Origin of the sequence: Legionella lytica (assembly GCF_044626755.1) — a bacterium.
In the GTDB taxonomy this organism is placed as follows: Bacteria; Pseudomonadota; Gammaproteobacteria; order Legionellales; family Legionellaceae; genus Legionella; species Legionella lytica_A.
Map to the genome: position 1 here is coordinate 1 of NZ_JBGORX010000012.1, position 16,844 is coordinate 16,844.

Consider the following 16,844-nt stretch of genomic DNA (forward strand, 5'->3'; position numbering starts at 1 on the left):
GTAAAATTACCATTAGAGGATGAAACTATCAATGCTCGCTCTATAGACCTTGCTGAATAAGGGGTGTAGACGATGATGCTGATAAACCAGCGCTATATGGAATTAACCCCTGATAATAACCCTGCTGTTCGATTTGAAACAGTTAAGGGTAATGAGGAGCTGATTCTAACTCAGCTTGATGCACTTGATGAGCCTCCATCATTAAAAGCATTGAGAGCTGCTGTAAAAGCCAAATTACCACGTGTCGATTTACCCGAGATGGTACTTGAGATAGCCACACGTACTGGATTTGCGGATGGATTTACCCACATCAATGAAGGAAGTGCGCGTGCTGAGGATCTATTAATCAGTTTATGTGCTGAATTGCTAGCAGACGCTTGCAATACTGGATGAGAACCGTTTGTTCGTGAGGACATACCTGCTTTAAAAAGAGATAGATTGGTATGGGTTGATCAAAATTATATTCGAAATGAAACGATAATGGCGGTCAATGCCATTTTAGTTTCTGCTCAAAATCAAATTCCATTAGCTAAGAAATGGGGCGGAGGCGATATTGCATCGGCTGATGGCATGCGCTTCGTTGTACCGGTTAGAACAGTGCACGCTGCTCCAAATCCAAAATATTTTAAATCAGGTCGTGGTGTCACTTGGTACAATCTAATCTCTAATCAACGAACTGGCTTAAATGCTGTAACAGTACCTGGCACTTTACGTGATAGCCTAATATTGTTAGGCGTTGTTCTTGAGCAACAGACGGAATTACAGCCAACGCGGATCATGACAGATGCAGGCGCATACAGTGATATTGTATTTGGACTGTTTCGTTTGTTGGGACTTCGTTTCAGTCCGCGATTGGCTGATATGGGTGGTGCTAGATTCTGGCGGATTGATCCGTTGGCTGATTATGGAAAGCTCAATGTACTTGCAAAAAGTCGTATAAATATAAATCTTGTTCCTCCTGAGTGGGATGATATTTTACGTTTATTGGCTTCATTAAAACTCGGGAGAGTTCCCGCAGAAGGCATTATGCGCACTCTTCAAGTTGCTGATAAACCAACTCGTTTAGCCAAAGCAATTGCCGAAATTGGGCGAATTGACAAAACTATCCACATGCTCAATTATCTTCATGATGAGTCATTCCGTCGTCAGACTTTGGTACAACTAAATTTGGGCGAAGGCAGACACAGTTTAGGTCGTTCTGTTTTTCATGGTAAGCGAGGAGAACTTCATCAGCGGTATCGTGCAGGGCAAGAAGATCAGTTAGGTGCCCTTGGACTGGTTTTAAATATCATTACACTTTGGAACACTATTTACATGGATGCTGCCATTAATCAATTACGACAAGAAGGCTTCCCCGTATACGATGAAGATGTAGCCAGACTGTCCGCATATGGATATGGTCATATTAATATGCTCGGACGATATTCCTTTGCCATGCCAGATGAGGTAAAACGTGGTGAGTTAAGGCCATTAAGAACAACAGAAAAGCCTTAAGTCGGTTGGCTGTTCCATTGCTCCCCAAGCCCGGAAATAGACAACCGACCGTGTTTGCAGGTCACCCAAACCATGTTCAGCTGGCCTACAAAACCTTTCATTACCTTGATGCCTTCTTGAGCGATGAAGTGAAGTCCTTTGCCGCACGGTGTCATAAAAACACCAAAAGAAAAAATCGAACTACCCGTGCAAAATGGCATGGATGCCACCTGGTCGGAGTGATGCTGAACTCTATTATCGATGATGAAGAAGACTATATGCTGTTACCCCAATCAGAATATGAACAATTATCTAAATATTCCTTTAATAAAGTGCATGAGTATTTTGATGAAAACGAACCTATTGGTGGTTGGTGGGATCCTAAAAAACATCCATTCAGATAACCTTAAGCCTGCAATATCATCAAGAATAGTGAGTCACTAAAAAAAGAATGACTGAACACAATTTATTCGATAGAATGATCAAGATTTAACCGTTCCAGGAAAAGCGCTCGGTTGATTGTTGTTTCAAACCAAATTAAGGAAACGTGGTAATGAGTAACATTCTGAATATTAAAAATCAATTTCCCCCCTCAATGAGCAACCTTAATACCTTATTTTCAGGGTTTTTATACTTTGCCTCAAAAACCGCAGATACACCGCAATCCAATACGTAAAAAAGGTACTGGTAATTAACTCAATAATTATGAGGTTTCCCGTCACCATGCTTATCTTAAGCTTAACCTGATAATCATGTGACATTATTTCTATTTTAAAAAAGTGGATGACCCATTCGTTGTAAGGAAGAATCATGGCGTATCAAAAATTGGAACTTGAGTTGGATTCTGATCTTCATCAGTCAGAGAATATAGAGCAGGACAATCTGACTCAGAAAACAAAAAAAGATAAAGAACGTTTTGAAAAGATGGTAACGACTCAAAATAAAATACAAAAAATTAAAGCAGATCTTAATAAACTGATTCAATCAATGAATAACAATCCTAGTTGGCTGTCTCGTGCTGCAAGTTTCTGGAATGAAATCCCCTTGTGGCAAAAAATTACCGCAGGTGCAGTGCTCACCATACCTTTTTTGATGATTGGACTCATGGCAAATCTAGCAGCTCTTATTACGCTCAGTATTGTTACGGTAATTGTTTATACAGTCAGTAGTATTCTTCTTGAAAATCATCAGAGTCAAAATACAGACAATAGCGAACAATTAAATGCAGGAATTTCAAGTCTTGTTGACCTGCTGGATACGGTTATTTCAACTTTAGATCTCCTGCGCGAACAACTGGCCATTGAAATTGATGCATTTCAGAAAGAAAATGAACGTCTAACCGAGAGTGTTCAACAATTTTGTGAGCAAATTAAAACATTAAAGTCACAAATCAGTGAGTTGAATGATACCGAAAAGGCACTGCGTGCAACTCAGATTGAACTCGAATTGACTGCCAAAACGCTTAAAGGCTCTATTGAGGAACAGTCTCAAGCTTTAGAAAACACTCAAAAGGAATTAGAGCAGGTTGTTCTGGCGTATAAAGACAATCAGAATCAGTTATCTGATAAAATTAAAGAACTTGATGACATTAAACTAAAAATGGGTAAAGAGGTTGATCAGGCACAATCGATTACCCTTGTTCTGAGAAGTACTGTGGAGGCCTTATCAAAAACGGTCATTGCAGATGAAGAACAAAGAACTTCCTTTCAATTAAGACTCAATGAGTTTCTTACCAATAAAGAAAAAAGTTTTGATCAGGTTGCGGAACGAATATGTGAGGCCGAACGCAAACTCGCAGTGGTTACGAAACAATTAGAACAAAGCAATCAAAGGTATCGCAAATTGTTAGACAGGCAGGAACAACAGATTATTCGTCTGGAGCAACTGGATGCAGAACAATCCAATGAGGTGCAAGAGTTAAGTAATGAGGTTAAGCCTAGCATCAATGGGTTTTATGCAATTAAAAAAGAACCTCCTTTTTTGGCAGTCTCCACCTATGGGACTCCGATGGTTGCTGTAGTATAACAGGGGCTATTCTTCTTTGAAGACGGTGTTGGAATAGGTAGTGTCTTGAAATTAGAATATCTGTATAGGGAAAACCCATCAATGAATGCCTTTTTTGGCAATTATTTTGAACTAAAACGAGTAAGCCAACATGGAAATAAGAACAGTAGCTTTTGAATCTGAGTTAATTATTACTTTGGAGAACAATCAAAAGGTGGTGATTACCCCTTTTAAAACCCATGAACCTGGAAATTTCAAATTGGGAATTGATGCGCCTAAACAGGTGAGCATTAACAGGCAGGAAATTTATTTAAGAAAACAGGAACAATTAAAGAAAGAGAAGGGGAAGACATAAACTGATTCCTGATGGCTTTTGTTATCAGGAGATGAGTGGATTTTTATTAGCATTTATTCTGGAAATAATAAGGCTTGATGGTTTCATAAAGCAGGTCGTTAAGGTGGTGTATCACTCGATGCATTAAAATATCATGGGTATCGGTGAATTGATGGGCGATTACATCACTGACTGCATCAGTCGTTTGTTCTTCTTTGGCCAGGATTAACAGTAGATGCTCTGGTTGTGTGGAAAGAAATTCATTAATTAGCGGGCGAAGCAGTTCTTGCGTCACCTCTTTTCTGGATAAATAAATTAAACACTCGCGCTCAAGCGCATGAAACAATTTTTTATTCATGGAGTATTCCTTTGCAACCAGCCCTCAATATAGGTGATGGTTTCTTCTATAGTACTTACTGCCTGATGATGTCGAAAACCAACAAGTTTAATCAGCACCAGTACCGCTTAACCAATATGCTGATTAGCACCCAGGATTTGCGTTATAAAACCAGTGTCGTCGTAACCAAAATGCTACGTTCACGAGTGAAATTAGCACAGGCACCTCAACAAGGGGGCCTATAACTGTTGTGAATGCGATGGCAGAGTTAAGTCCAAAAGCAGAAATGGCTACAGCAATAGCCAATTCAAAATTATTACTTGCTGCCGTAAATGAAGTTGCCGTTGTTTTCTCATAGCTTGCTCCGATGATTTTTCCCATTGCAAAACTGACAAAAAACATCACAACAAAATAAATAGCCAAGGGAATGGCAATACGAATCACATCAAATGGAAGTTGTAACACCATCCCGCCTTTCAAAGAAAACATCGCCAAAATCGTAAAAAGCAGAGCAACAAAGGTAATAGGAGAAATTTTTGGTAAAAAATTGGTTTCATACCAAGCTAGACCTTTTCGCTTTATCAATACAAAGCGAGTCAGAAATCCAGCAAAAAAAGGAATACCAAGATAAATAAAAACACTTTCTGCAATTGTCATAAAATGAATGTGAACTATTTGCCCTGTCATGCCAACCAGGGGTGGTAAAACTGTTAGAAAAAACCAGGCATAGACACTAAAAAACAACAGTTGAAAAATACTGTTAAATGCCACTAATGCCGCAGCATACTGATTATCTCCTTCGGCTAGTTGATTCCAGACAATCACCATGGCAATACACCGTGCCAAGCCAATGAGAATGAGTCCGGTCATGTATTCGGGATAACCATGTAAGAACAAAACAGCAAGGCCAAACATGAGAAATGGTCCAACAAGCCAATTTTGAATCAATGATAATAGAAGAATATGCCAATCTTTGAACACCAATGGTAATTCTTCATATTTAACCCTGGCCAAAGGAGGGTACATCATTAAGATTAGGCCAATCGCTATAGGAATATTGGTGGAACCAATAGATAAGGAATTTAAAAATTTTGGCGTGCCTGTAAAGATAGAGCCGATAACAACGCCTACAGCCATTGTCATGAAAATCCATAATGTTAGATATCTATCTAAAAAAGAAAGACGATGATTACTGCAAGTGGTCATGACAGCAACTCCTTTTCTATTCGTTGTTTCAGTTGATTAAATACAGCTTCAAATGATGTATTAATTCTCATTTCAGAGCCTTCTACTTTGGCAGGATCAGGAATACTCCAATGGAGTTTCTTTGGTTGACCAGGGAAAATGGGACAGCTTTCACTAGCCGCCTGGTCACAGACAGTAATGACTAAATCAATAGATTCTGATTTAAATTCATTCCAGGATTTACTGCGAGGTGTATTTGGTTTGATACCATGGCGAGCAAGAGTTTCTATCGCTTTCGGATGTACGCTTCCGGTCGGGGCGCTACCTGCGCTAAAAGCCAGATAGCGATCATTCGAGTAATAATTAGTTATTGCCTCGGCCATAATGGACCGACAAGAGTTACCTGTACAAAGAAATAATAATTTAACTGGCTCCGTATTCATTAATCACAACATCCCTTTGTTTTTAACGGTGTATCATAGCAAGAGGTTGATGTCTTTTTGGTAGGCATTGAGCACGAACTTTCTGTTGTATTATCTCCAGAAAAAAATTGAGCATCCTCCATAGTATGATAGGCTTCCCATGCGATTCCAGTAGGGTCACTCACCCATGATTTTTCTGATTTCGCATAACAACACGTTGTTTCACCGTCACTATGGGTTGAAATATTAGCTTGAGAAAATTGGTTTCTCAGTGCGTCTAATTCGGCGGCATCATCCACTTGAATGCCTAAGTGTTCCACACCATGTTTTCCAGCACGGGTTGAAATAGCAAAATTAATACACGGGTCTTCCAGCATCCACTTGGCATAATCGGAATTAACTTTTATTGGCTTGGCTCCAAATAGGGCATTGTAGAAACGAATGCTATCAGCAAGGTTCTCAACACCAATATGAATATGAAAACGTTTCATGACTTACTCCTTTTTAGAATTACAGTAATCAGTTAATTCAATAACTAGACAATCTTGTTTCCCAGGTTGTTGAATTTGAACTTGTTGTTTGCTGCAACAATCCTGAACCATGAAGGTGATAAAATCGCGCATTAACTCAAAATTTGCTGAATAAAATACATAACGCCCTTGACGATAGGACGTGACAATTTGGGCATTAGACAAATGGCTTAAGTGAAATGATAGGGTATTGTGTAAAATACCCAACTCATCGCCAATTGCTCCTGCGGATAACCCTTCTGGTCCCGCTTGAACAAGCAATAGAAACACTTGCAAGCGAGTTTCCTGAGAAAGGGTATCGAATATTTTTAGTGAATTTTTTATGTCCATACTTCTAGAATAGTAGAAACATTTAATTTAGTCAATCTGCCATTTAAAATATGAATTTTCCTGCCAAATAAATATAAAACTTACAAAATTCTAAGGATAACCCTGTTTAGTGCACGTGAAAAATAAGATGGTGAAGATTCGCTGAGGAAGTTTTGTTAAATAGTCTGGCCAATAGAAAACCATGGGCAAGTATATTTTTATTAGCTTTTTAGTAGCATTTTGTATCCTTGACATATACCCCATCCAGGTATATACCTATAGGGGTATATAGGAGAAAAAATTATGCCCAAACATCCAGAGCATCATCAGGAATTATCCCGACTAAATCGAGTGACAGGCCAACTTGAAGGTATTAAGCGGATGATTGAAGAGCAGCGTTATTGTGTGGATATTTTGTCGCAATTGCGTGCTGTTCGTAATGCGGTAAAAACTATTGAACTTGGCGTGCTTGAGCGCCATGTTTTAAATTGTCTTAATGAGGTTGCTTGCCATGGCAGTCAGGAATCGCGTCAGGAAAAAATGGATGAGATAATGGGCTTGCTTAAAAAATACGATTGAGGTGAATGATGAGTACACATAACCACAAAACCGAGCACACCAAAGAGGAGCACAGTTGTTGTGCTCATCAACATAAAAACCCTCCTATGCCTATTGTTGATAAAGAGACAGGAAATACAATGTATACCTGCCCAATGCATCCGCAAATCCGTCAAGAAAAACCAGGTACTTGTCCCATTTGCGGAATGGCCCTTGAGCCTGAATTAGTGAGTTTAACAGAGCAAAAAAATCCTGAATATCAGGATATGTTTTGGCGTTTCATTGTGGCATTTGTCGCCAGTATTCCCATTGTGATTTTAGCGATGGGTGAACGCTGGTTGAGCGCATCGATTCCAGTGCCTTTATCCTTATGGCTTCAAGCAATGCTTGCCACAGTGGTGGTTTGGGGTTGTGGCTGGCCATTCTTCGTTAGAGGTTGGCAATCGCTTCGATCACAACGATTGAATATGTTTACTCTAATTGCCTTAGGTACGGGAGTTGCCTGGGGGTATAGTTTAGTAGTAGTTATTTTCCCCCAATGGTTTCCCCTTCATTTGCAAGAAAATGGGATGATTCCTGTATATTTCGAAGCGGCAGCAGTCATTACGACTCTGGTGCTTTTAGGTCAAGTATTGGAGTTGAAGGCGCGAGAGCGCACAGGAGATGCTATTCGCGCATTGCTTCATTTAAATCCTACAGTCGCTCACCGATTAAATGATCATGACAAAGATGAGGATATTACGCTTGATGAGGTGCGCGTAGGGGACAGATTGCTAGTGCGTCCGGGTGAAAAAATCCCGGTTGATGGGGAGTTGATTCAGGGTCAAAGTGATGTCGATGAGTCCATGCTAACCGGTGAGCCTATGCCTGTGGCAAAAGAAATAGGTAATCACGTCATTGGCGGGACACTCAATCAACAAGGAAGCTTCATTATAAAAGCCGCCCAGGTGGGCAAAGATACGTTACTTGCTCGTATTATTATCCAAGTCAGCGAAGCGCAACGCAGTCAAGCTCCTATTCAACGGTTGGCCGATGCTGTTTCAGCCTGGTTTGTGCCATTGGTTTTAGGGATTGCAGGGCTTTCGTTTCTCGTCTGGTTTTTAATAGGGCCTGAGCCTTCTTTAAGTTATGGACTAATTGCTGCTATTTCCGTACTGATTATTGCCTGCCCTTGTGCTTTGGGGCTTGCAACACCTATGTCGATCATGGTGGGGATTGGTGAAGGCGCACGACGTGGTATCTTAATTAAAAACGCAGCTTCTTTAGAGCAATTACGAAAAGTCGACACACTTGTTGTGGATAAAACAGGAACATTGACTCAAGGCCATCCAGCGTTAACCCAAATTATCCCAAGTAAGAATTGGCAAGAAAATGAACTGTTGCGTCTTGCGGCATCCCTTGAGCGTCATAGCGAACATCCACTGGCTAAAGCCTTACGTGATGAAGCGCTAAAACGCCAAATTACTCTGGAAGAGGCTACAGATTTTATTGCAGTCAGAGGTAAAGGCGCTCAAGCCAAAATCAATGATGCGATTATTGCCATTGGCAATGCCCATTGGTTGTCTGTTCCTGATGATGAGATTCCTGATGCGGCATTAACAGCACAAAAAGAGGGAGCTACTGTGATTTATATGACGGTCAATAAACAATTAGCCGGTGTCTTTACAGTAGCCGACCCTATTAAAGAGTCGAGCCAACATGCGGTCGCCTCCTTATTAAAAAAGGGCATTCAGGTCATCATGCTCACCGGTGATAATGCCATGACAGCTAAAGCGGTGGCTCAACACGTAGGCGTTCATAACGTCATTGCTGAAGTATTGCCGGATGAAAAAAGCAATGTGATTCGCGAACTACAACGAAAAGGACATGTGGTCGCAATGGTTGGTGATGGCGTTAATGATGCGATTGCTTTGGCAACAGCAGATATTGGTATTGCGATGGGAACGGGTAGTGATGTAGCGATTGAAAGTGCTGGTATGACGTTATTATCGGGCGATTTAAATAAGCTTTTGGAAGCCTATGAGCTCTCCGTGCATACGGTAAAAAACATCCATCAAAATCTCTTTTTTGCCTTTATTTATAATGCACTGGGTGTGCCTGTCGCGGCAGGTGTTCTTTATCCACTAACAGGGTTATTGCTTAACCCGATGATAGCTGGCGCTGCTATGGCGCTAAGTTCCGTGTCAGTGATTGTCAATGCGTTGCGTTTGCGCCATAAACTGGCATGATAGAACAAGAATAACTCTATAAAAAAAACAATGTATTTTAGGGACAGAGTATACATCATGATGAATCAAAGCTGGGGCTTTAAGTATTGGGTGGTGAGCATTATGGTGCTAATGCCAGTCCTAGTGTATGCCAAGCCTCCTTTAGGTCTTAAAGAGCTCACCCAGTTGGCTATTCAACACAACAAAGATTTAAAAGCAGCGCGTTTCGCCATTGCAATTGCCGAGGCTCGTCTGATTCAAGCAGGTTTATGGTCTAATCCGACTTTAAATTTAAATAATAATGATGATAGGGTATTTAATAACGAGGGCGAATATACTCGCAGCATCAGTTTTAACCAAGCTTTTCCCATCTCCGGCCGTATAGCGAAGCAAAAAACCATCGCGCGTATCGATATTGTTCGCGCACAAGCTGAGGTTTTTGAGGCAACACGCCTACTCAATGCAAAAGTCGCGAATGCCTATTATGCAGTGGTAGTTGCCGAAAATCGCATGCAACAACTTAATTATCTACAAAGCATTAATCAGGAATTGGTGCGTGTCATTCATAACCGTTATCATGCAGCTGAGATTTCTAAATTGGATGATAACTCTGCTCGCATCGAATACGCACGCATTAAACAAGAAAAACAACTTTTAAAAAGTCAGTTGATTAGCCAATACGCACTCTTAAATCAACTGATAGGACAAGCCCCTAATACACCGTTGTCAATTCAAAAAACCATTAAGATAGCAAAAAATAGCCCTTCTTTAGAAGTGCTTACTCAGTACGCCTTGAATCACCGTCCTGACAGACGCAGTTTATTTCTCACAGGCCAACGTGCAATGGCTGATAGACGCCTGGCACAAGCTGAACGTTTTGCCGATTGGAATGTAGGTGTTGGGGTAGCGCAAGATAAAATTGTGGTGGAAGGAGCGCCTCCCCAACAAGCAGACCGCACCTTAGGTATTTCGTTATCGATTCCACTGCCGCTATGGAATCGTAACCAGGGAAGAGTTTTAGAAACAAGTGCAACAGGCACCCAGGCAATGATGTCCATTGATGCCTTAAATCTTACTATTGAAACAGAAGTCGCCAGCAATTACGGTCAACTTAATGCACTTAAAACAAGTGTGGTACAAACGCAAGGAACCTCTCTTCGTTTAGGACTTGAGAATGTGACACTTGCCCGTGAAGCCTACCAAAATGGGCAAGTCTCTTTTCTTAACGTCTTGCAAGTCCAACGGCAACAAAACGAGGTACAAATGGCCTACTTAACGACCGTGGGGCAGTATTTTCAATCCTATGTCGCCTTATGTACCGCTATTGGAGCACCGCATTCAAGTGGATTCTGTTCTTATTTATCCCCAACCAAGGAAGTGACCAAATGATTCATGCATCTCATCGTATCTGTCAAAGGGTAGGGTTTCTTTTTTTGCTGGGCGCTCTCTTTCATCCCTCATGCCTGATGGCGCATGGAGAGGAAATTGAAGTAAATGAATCGGGTCCTGCACAGACTGTTACACTGACGCCTGAACAAACAAAGATGTTGGACATTGAGGTGTCTCAAGCAACTCCTCGTCCTATGGGTGAGTATTTGACATTAAATGGTCAAATCCAATTGTTACCCAACGCACAAGCCGATGTCAGTGTACGCATTAGTGGTGCTGTGACTGAACTGGTTGCCAATTTAGGCGATACAGTGACCAAAGGACAAGTCTTGGCCACGGTGCAATCTCGTTTAATTGGCGATCCTCCACCCAGTGTGGCGGTCAAAGCGCCCATATCAGGTGTTATTGATGCACGCAATGTCAATTTAGGACAAGCAGTAGAACCTAATACCGTTTTGTTTCACATCAGTAACCGCGCGCAATTGTTGGCCATTGCCCAAGTGTATGAAGAAGATTTAGGTAAAATTAAAGTAAGCCAAGACGTCAATGTACATGTTTTAAGCTATCCAAAACGGGTTTTTCCAGGAAAAATAACACTTATCGAACCCAATTTAGATCCCTTAACGCGCAGTGTGAACGTACAAATCGGGCTGGATAATAAAGAAGGACTACTAAAGCCTGGTATGTTTGTGCGTGCCAATGTGGTATTACGGTTTACCCAAGCGGCACTCACTATACCTAATAACGCCGTACTTGAAATCGACAATGCTACTTTTGTTTTTGTAAAGAATGGCAAAGCTTATGACCGAACGGTAATCAGTATTGGCGCTCGTGATGAGAAGTACACCGAAATTAAAGAGGGTTTGGTACCGGGTGATGAGGTGGTGACTCAAGGAAATCGCCAATTGTATACTTTATCCTTAAGCGGTGGCGGCACCCAGAAAAAGGGTGAGAAGGAGTCCCACTAATGTTTACTCGATTAATTGCTTGGTCAATCCATAATCGTCTTTTGATTTTAGCCTTAACGCTTGTTCTTTGTCTTTTAGGTGGTTACACCTTAAAACAAATGCCGGTGGATGTATTTCCGGAGTTTGCTCCACCGCAAGTTGTTGTACAAACCGAAGCGCCTGGCATGGCAACCCAAGATATTGAAACGCTGATTACCTATCCATTGGAAAGTGCCATTAATGGCACGCCAGGGGTTGCTAGTGTACGTTCTAAAACCTCCGTTGGTTTATCAACGATTACGGTGGTTTTTGATGATAAAACTGATATTTATCGAAATCGGCAACTCGTTAATGAGCGTATTCAACAAGTGAGCAACAGACTTCCCCCAGGCGTAAATCCACCGGTGATGCTCCCCGTTACCTCAGCTGTTGGCTGGCTTGTAAAATATGCCTTAATCAGTGATACACAAAGTCCTGAAACATTACGTACGATTGCGGATTGGACAATTAGACCCAGGATTTTGGCGTTAGGCGGGGTCGCATCTGTTGTGTCCATTGGCGGAGAGGTGAAACAATACCAGGTGCGTTTAATTCCTGAACGGATGCTTGCGTATGCTATTACCATTGAAGAGGTACGGCAAGCGTTAACAACAGCCAACCAAAATGTGCCTGGTGCCTTTGTTCACCAAGCAGGTAGCGAGCTTGTTGTAGGGACGATGGGACGAATCCAATCCTTGGAGGATATTAAAAAAACCGCCATTACCGTACGAAAAGGGGTTCCCATCACTATCAATAACGTGGCAATAGTCGCCTTTGGTGGGGAAATTAAGCGCGGAGATGGTGCGTATAATGGGAAGCCTGCGGTGATTGGCACTATTTCTAAAGCATTTGGTGCCGATACGGTGACAACGACCGCCAAAGTGGAGGAGGCATTAGAACACATTAAAAAAACACTTCCCGCAGGGGTTGAGTTAAATACCGAGGTCTTTCGTCAAGCCAATTTTATTGAATCTGCAATTCATAATTTAACCCGCGCCCTTTTGGAGGGCGCCATTATTGTTATTGCCATATTATTTGTGTTTTTAATGAATTGGAGAGCTTCATTCATTACGTTTCTTTCCATGCCTGTATCCTTTGTTATTGGTTTATTAGTATTGCACTATTTTGGCATTGGTATTAACTCGATGACGCTAGGTGGGATGGCCATTGCCATTGGGGAGGTGGTGGATGATGGCATCATCACCGTAGAAAATGTGGTGCACCGATTAAGAGTAAACCGCACAGATGCCCATCCACTACCCGCCATCGAAGTCGTCTTTGACGCCGTTCTTGAGATACGAAGCTCAGTCGTATATGCCACCATTATTATTAGTCTCGTCTTTCTGCCCATTTTCTTTCTGTCAGGAATTGCTGAGCGCATTTTTAGTCCTTTAGCCATTGCATATATTGCTTCTGTCTTGGGCTCACTCATAGTGTCCATTACCATGGTACCTGCTCTTTGTTATCTCTTATTGGTTCGAGGTCAGGAAAAAACACGCGATACTGAGGTGAGTTTGCATGCATTGTCTCAGCGAGAGCGTCACTACGGATTAGAGCAAAAGGATGGGCAGGAGGCTGAGTCTGAAACACGTTTTGTAGTGGGGCTTAAGCGTTATTTTTTAATTGCATTACACTGGTCTTTAGCACACCTTAAAACGGTGGTTGCCATCGCACTGGCCGCTTTTTTGTTTGCCTTAGCCTTACTTCCTTTTTTTGGTACTTCTTTTTTACCGGAGTTTCATGAGGGAAATTTCATTGTGGCCATGAGTACCTTGCCTGGCACGTCGTTAGAAGAATCAATTCGCTTAGGGCAACAGGTGCAAAAAACCTTAATGCGCTACCCCCAAGTTATCTCTATTTCCCAACGTGCTGGACGAAGTGAGCTTGATGAAGATGCATTGCCCCCCAATGTCAGTGAATTTGATGTGCGTCTTGATTTTGATAAAGATAAATCCATGCCTCCTGATGAATTATTACGACGTATTCGCGCTGATTTAGCCAATATTCCAGGGACTGTTTTTAATGTTGGTCAATTTATTGCCCATCGTATGGATGAAGTGCTCTCTGGCGTTCGTGCGCAGGTGGCAGTGAAGCTATTTGGTGATAATTTATCCACGTTAAATGAGTTGGGACGCTCTTTAGAAGCAGTCTTAAAATCCGTTCCAGGTGTGGTCGATGTCAACAAAGAGCAGCAAATTAATGTGCCACAAGTCATTATAAAAATTGACCGTGAAAAAGCAACACGTTATGGCGTGAATGTGGGGCAGATTTCTGAAGACGTCCAGGTGCTTTTAAATGGGGTGAGTGTGTCGAGTGTTCTGGAAGGCCAGCGTACGTTTGATTTATACCTTCGTATGGATAAGACCGGTCGTGACAGCATTAAAGCGATTGAAAACATGCTCATTGATGCGCATGGTCAGGCAGAGGGAAATTTAGGCCAAATTCCTTTGCGTGCGGTGGCTGAAATTAAGGTCGAACCACAACCTTTTGCCATTAATCGGGAAAATGTCCAGCGGTTATTGGTGATTGGCTTTAACGTCCAGGGACGTGATTTAGGCAGCGTAATAGCAGAAGTAGAGCAAGAAGTGCAAGAAAAAATTAAACTTCCAGCGGGGTACTTTATTCAATACGGTGGCCAATTTGAAAGCCAGCAACAGGCTTCCAAAGTGATTCTGACCTTTGGTAGTTTGGTTATCTTTATTATGCTTATTTTGCTGCACAAAGCCTTTGGTACCTTTAGAGAAGCTCTGTTGGTCATGTTTAATTTACCTTTAGCGTTAATTGGTGGGGTCATTTCGCTCTATATCGCCAGTGGTGAGATGAGTGTGGCGGCAATGATTGGTTTTATTACCTTGTTTGGGATTGCCGCACGAAATGGGATTATTTTAGTTAGTCACTATAATCAATTGCGTTTGCAAGGAAAAACTCGTGAGCAAGTGGTTATTGATGGTACGCTCGATAGATTAGTGCCAGTGCTCATGACGGCAGCTACCGCAGCGCTTGGCCTTTTTCCACTCCTTTGGGGATCACCTGCCGGAAAAGAATTAGAACGGCCTTTAGCCCAAGTACTATTAGGCGGGTTATTGACGTCAACGGTGCTTAATATGTTTGTGGTACCGACAGTCTATAATGCCATCGAACAATGGCGCGAAAAACGAAGTGCTTTAAAGGATAAACAACGAGGAGAAACACTATGAAGCAAATACAGCGTAACAGTAAATCGGTATGGCTTAGTTTAATCATGAGCCTTTTTATTTGGACAATACCCTTAGAACTTTTTGCCAATACAAATGAACCTCCCAAAATAACTATCCCTTCCACTGTTCCTGCCATTTGGAAGGCTATAGAGGAACATAGTGCATCGATAAATCAGGCATTAAAAGAAAACCAATTAGCTTCCATTCATGAGCATGCGTTTGCTATTCGCGATTTAGTCAATGCACTTCCTGCTAAAAGCCTGGATTTATCGGATGAACAGAAAAAGACGTTGCAGAATAACTTAAGCTTTGTTGCGCAATTGGCTACACGTCTTGATAAAACAGGTGATGCAAACGATAAAGAGGGGACACAAGCGAATTGGGATAAATTGGAAAAGATATTAACTGGATTACGCGAGCTTTATCAAACCTCACAGTCTAATTAAGGATTACATTAGATGAAATTGTCTTATTGTGTTCAAGGAGTACTATTAAGTACGTTGGTTTTAGGACAGGCTCTTGCAAATCAAGAGCCTGTACCTCCTAAAGCGAGTGACCCTACAGTATTGTTGATTAAAAAATTCCAAACCGAAGTCGATGGGAAACCTGCCGAGTTGTTTCGCATTGAACAGCCCGATGGCACATGGGGATATAAAGGGGTCAAAGGTCAAGTATTTGATGCGATTGTAAAAAATCAAACGGATAAGCCGACTGTCTTACATTGGCATGGTCTTATTGTTCCTAATGATCAAGATGGGGTACCTTATGTGACGCAAGCACCTATTCCCCCAGGTGGCGAGTATCATTATCATTTCATACTTAAACAGTCTGGGACTTATTGGATGCATTCGCATCATGATTTACAAGTACAGCAATTTTTATCAGCGCCTTTGATTATCGCTGATCCAAACGATAAGGTGAGTGATAAAGAGGTTACTTTATTTATCGGAGATTTTAGTTTTAAAAAACCAGAAGTGATTCTAAGTGAGTTAAAAAAAGGGCAAATGACCCACATGCATCATGGCAATGGGATGTCTTCTATGCCTATGAATAATGCGGCACCTGATTTAAATGATGTCAATTATGATGCTTTTCTAACCAATTATAAAACTTTAAAAAATCCTCAAATCGTTCCTGTTCATCCAGGAGACACTGTTCGATTACGTTTCATTGCGGGTTCTGCAATGTCCAATTTTTTTATAAATACAGGTATTTTGAAAGGAGAGGCAATCGCACTCGATGGCCAATCGATTCAACCGGTACAATCCGAGCAATTTCAACTGGCTGTGGGACAACGACTTGATGTCCTGGTGACTATTCCCCAGGGTGAAGCGGCATATCCTATTCTTGCTCAAGGCGAGGGGACTCAGATGCAAACTGGTTTAATACTCGCAACGCCTAAAGCGATTATTCCTAAACTTAATGAAAAAAGTTCAAGTAAAGCAGGGGCTTTAAATTATGATCAGGAGTTTCAATTTAAAGCATTACACCCACTGTCTGATAAAACACCAGGCCAAATCTTAACCGTTAATCTAGAAGGCGATATGATGCGCTATATATGGACTATTAATAACCAAAAATGGCCAGACATCAAACCTTTAATCGTTGCTGGAAATAAACGCGTCGAAATGGTCTTTAACAATAAAACCACCATGGCTCATCCTATGCATTTGCACGGTCATGTATTTGAAGTAACTGAGATTGATGGTAAAAAAATAAAGAATGGCTTGTTGCACGATACGGTTATTGTGTTGCCGAAATCAACAGTGAACATTCAATTCGATACTGATAATCCTGGTAATTGGATGATGCATTGCCATATGTTGTATCATCAAGAAACGGGCATGATGACGCTGGTGAATTATCAAGATATTAAATTGCCAAAATTAATGATGCACCATTCGTTGTAAGCT

At 41.5% G+C, this 16,844-nt stretch carries 16 protein-coding genes and 1 pseudogene; 12 read left to right on the top strand and 5 right to left on the bottom strand.

Going from position 1 to position 16,844, the window contains the following annotated elements:
- Positions 1 to 117: 117 nt before the first annotated feature.
- The 5 genes and pseudogenes from ACD661_RS15785 to ACD661_RS15805 all read left to right on the top strand — a co-directional run.
- Positions 118 to 1,494, top strand: a pseudogene (locus ACD661_RS15785) (Tn3 family transposase); the annotation flags it as partial.
- A 17-nt stretch (positions 1,495 to 1,511) separates the two neighbouring features.
- Complete coding sequence (locus ACD661_RS15790) at positions 1,512 to 1,877, top strand: DUF7168 domain-containing protein (protein ID WP_472975201.1); 366 nt, start codon at positions 1,512 to 1,514, stop codon at positions 1,875 to 1,877.
- Positions 1,878 to 2,026: 149 nt separating this feature from the next.
- Positions 2,027 to 2,149, top strand: a complete 123-nt coding sequence (locus ACD661_RS15795) for a hypothetical protein (protein WP_400188833.1) — start codon at positions 2,027 to 2,029, stop codon at positions 2,147 to 2,149.
- A 134-nt stretch (positions 2,150 to 2,283) separates the two neighbouring features.
- Positions 2,284 to 3,498, top strand: a complete 1,215-nt coding sequence (locus ACD661_RS15800; protein WP_400188834.1) for a LegC2/C7 family Dot/Icm T4SS effector — start codon at positions 2,284 to 2,286, stop codon at positions 3,496 to 3,498.
- A 130-nt stretch (positions 3,499 to 3,628) separates the two neighbouring features.
- On the top strand, positions 3,629 to 3,832 hold the full coding sequence (locus ACD661_RS15805; RefSeq protein ID WP_061401120.1) for a carbon storage regulator: 204 nt from the start codon (positions 3,629 to 3,631) through the stop codon (positions 3,830 to 3,832).
- A 46-nt stretch (positions 3,833 to 3,878) separates the two neighbouring features.
- Here the strand turns inward: ACD661_RS15805 and ACD661_RS15810 are convergent, their stop codons facing one another.
- From ACD661_RS15810 to ACD661_RS15830, 5 genes are all read right to left on the bottom strand, one after another.
- On the bottom strand, positions 3,879 to 4,169 hold the full coding sequence (locus tag ACD661_RS15810) for a histidine kinase (RefSeq protein ID WP_400188835.1): 291 nt from the start codon (positions 4,167 to 4,169) through the stop codon (positions 3,879 to 3,881).
- 123 nt (positions 4,170 to 4,292) lie between these two features.
- The gene (arsB, locus tag ACD661_RS15815) at positions 4,293 to 5,354 is read right to left on the bottom strand and encodes an ACR3 family arsenite efflux transporter (protein ID WP_400188836.1); all 1,062 of its coding nucleotides are present in this window, start codon (positions 5,352 to 5,354) and stop codon (positions 4,293 to 4,295) included.
- Entirely contained in the window at positions 5,351 to 5,776 is a 426-nt protein-coding gene (locus tag ACD661_RS15820; protein WP_400188837.1) for an arsenate reductase ArsC, read from the bottom strand. The genes arsB and ACD661_RS15820 overlap by 4 nt, the downstream gene beginning before the upstream one ends.
- Positions 5,776 to 6,246 carry an ArsI/CadI family heavy metal resistance metalloenzyme gene (locus ACD661_RS15825; protein ID WP_400188838.1) on the bottom strand — a complete coding sequence of 157 codons (471 nt, stop codon included), beginning with the start codon at positions 6,244 to 6,246 and terminating at the stop codon, positions 5,776 to 5,778. The genes ACD661_RS15820 and ACD661_RS15825 overlap by 1 nt, the downstream gene beginning before the upstream one ends.
- 3 nt (positions 6,247 to 6,249) lie before the next feature.
- Positions 6,250 to 6,615 carry an ArsR/SmtB family transcription factor gene (locus ACD661_RS15830; protein WP_400188839.1) on the bottom strand — a complete coding sequence of 122 codons (366 nt, stop codon included), beginning with the start codon at positions 6,613 to 6,615 and terminating at the stop codon, positions 6,250 to 6,252.
- Between the two features lie 282 nt (positions 6,616 to 6,897).
- Between ACD661_RS15830 and ACD661_RS15835 the strand changes: the two genes are divergently transcribed.
- From ACD661_RS15835 to ACD661_RS15865, 7 genes are read left to right on the top strand one after another with little or no spacing between them, the layout of a single operon-like run.
- Entirely contained in the window at positions 6,898 to 7,173 is a 276-nt protein-coding gene (locus ACD661_RS15835) for a metal-sensitive transcriptional regulator (protein ID WP_133140681.1), read from the top strand.
- 8 nt (positions 7,174 to 7,181) lie between these two features.
- Complete coding sequence (locus ACD661_RS15840; RefSeq protein ID WP_400188878.1) at positions 7,182 to 9,380, top strand: copper-transporting P-type ATPase; 2,199 nt, start codon at positions 7,182 to 7,184, stop codon at positions 9,378 to 9,380.
- 57 nt (positions 9,381 to 9,437) lie between these two features.
- Positions 9,438 to 10,748: a TolC family protein gene (locus tag ACD661_RS15845; protein ID WP_400188840.1), complete on the top strand. Its 1,311-nt coding sequence runs from the start codon at positions 9,438 to 9,440 to the stop codon at positions 10,746 to 10,748.
- Entirely contained in the window at positions 10,745 to 11,716 is a 972-nt protein-coding gene (locus ACD661_RS15850; protein ID WP_400188841.1) for an efflux RND transporter periplasmic adaptor subunit, read from the top strand. Before ACD661_RS15845 ends, ACD661_RS15850 begins: the two co-directional genes overlap by 4 nt.
- Positions 11,716 to 14,931 (top strand): efflux RND transporter permease subunit, encoded by a 3,216-nt coding sequence (locus ACD661_RS15855; RefSeq protein ID WP_400188842.1) that lies wholly within the window; start codon positions 11,716 to 11,718, stop codon positions 14,929 to 14,931. Before ACD661_RS15850 ends, ACD661_RS15855 begins: the two co-directional genes overlap by 1 nt.
- Positions 14,928 to 15,377: a transporter gene (locus tag ACD661_RS15860; protein ID WP_400188843.1), complete on the top strand. Its 450-nt coding sequence runs from the start codon at positions 14,928 to 14,930 to the stop codon at positions 15,375 to 15,377. The genes ACD661_RS15855 and ACD661_RS15860 overlap by 4 nt, the downstream gene beginning before the upstream one ends.
- A 12-nt stretch (positions 15,378 to 15,389) precedes the next feature.
- Entirely contained in the window at positions 15,390 to 16,841 is a 1,452-nt protein-coding gene (locus tag ACD661_RS15865; protein WP_400188844.1) for a multicopper oxidase family protein, read from the top strand.
- The last annotated feature ends 3 nt before the right edge of the window (positions 16,842 to 16,844 follow it).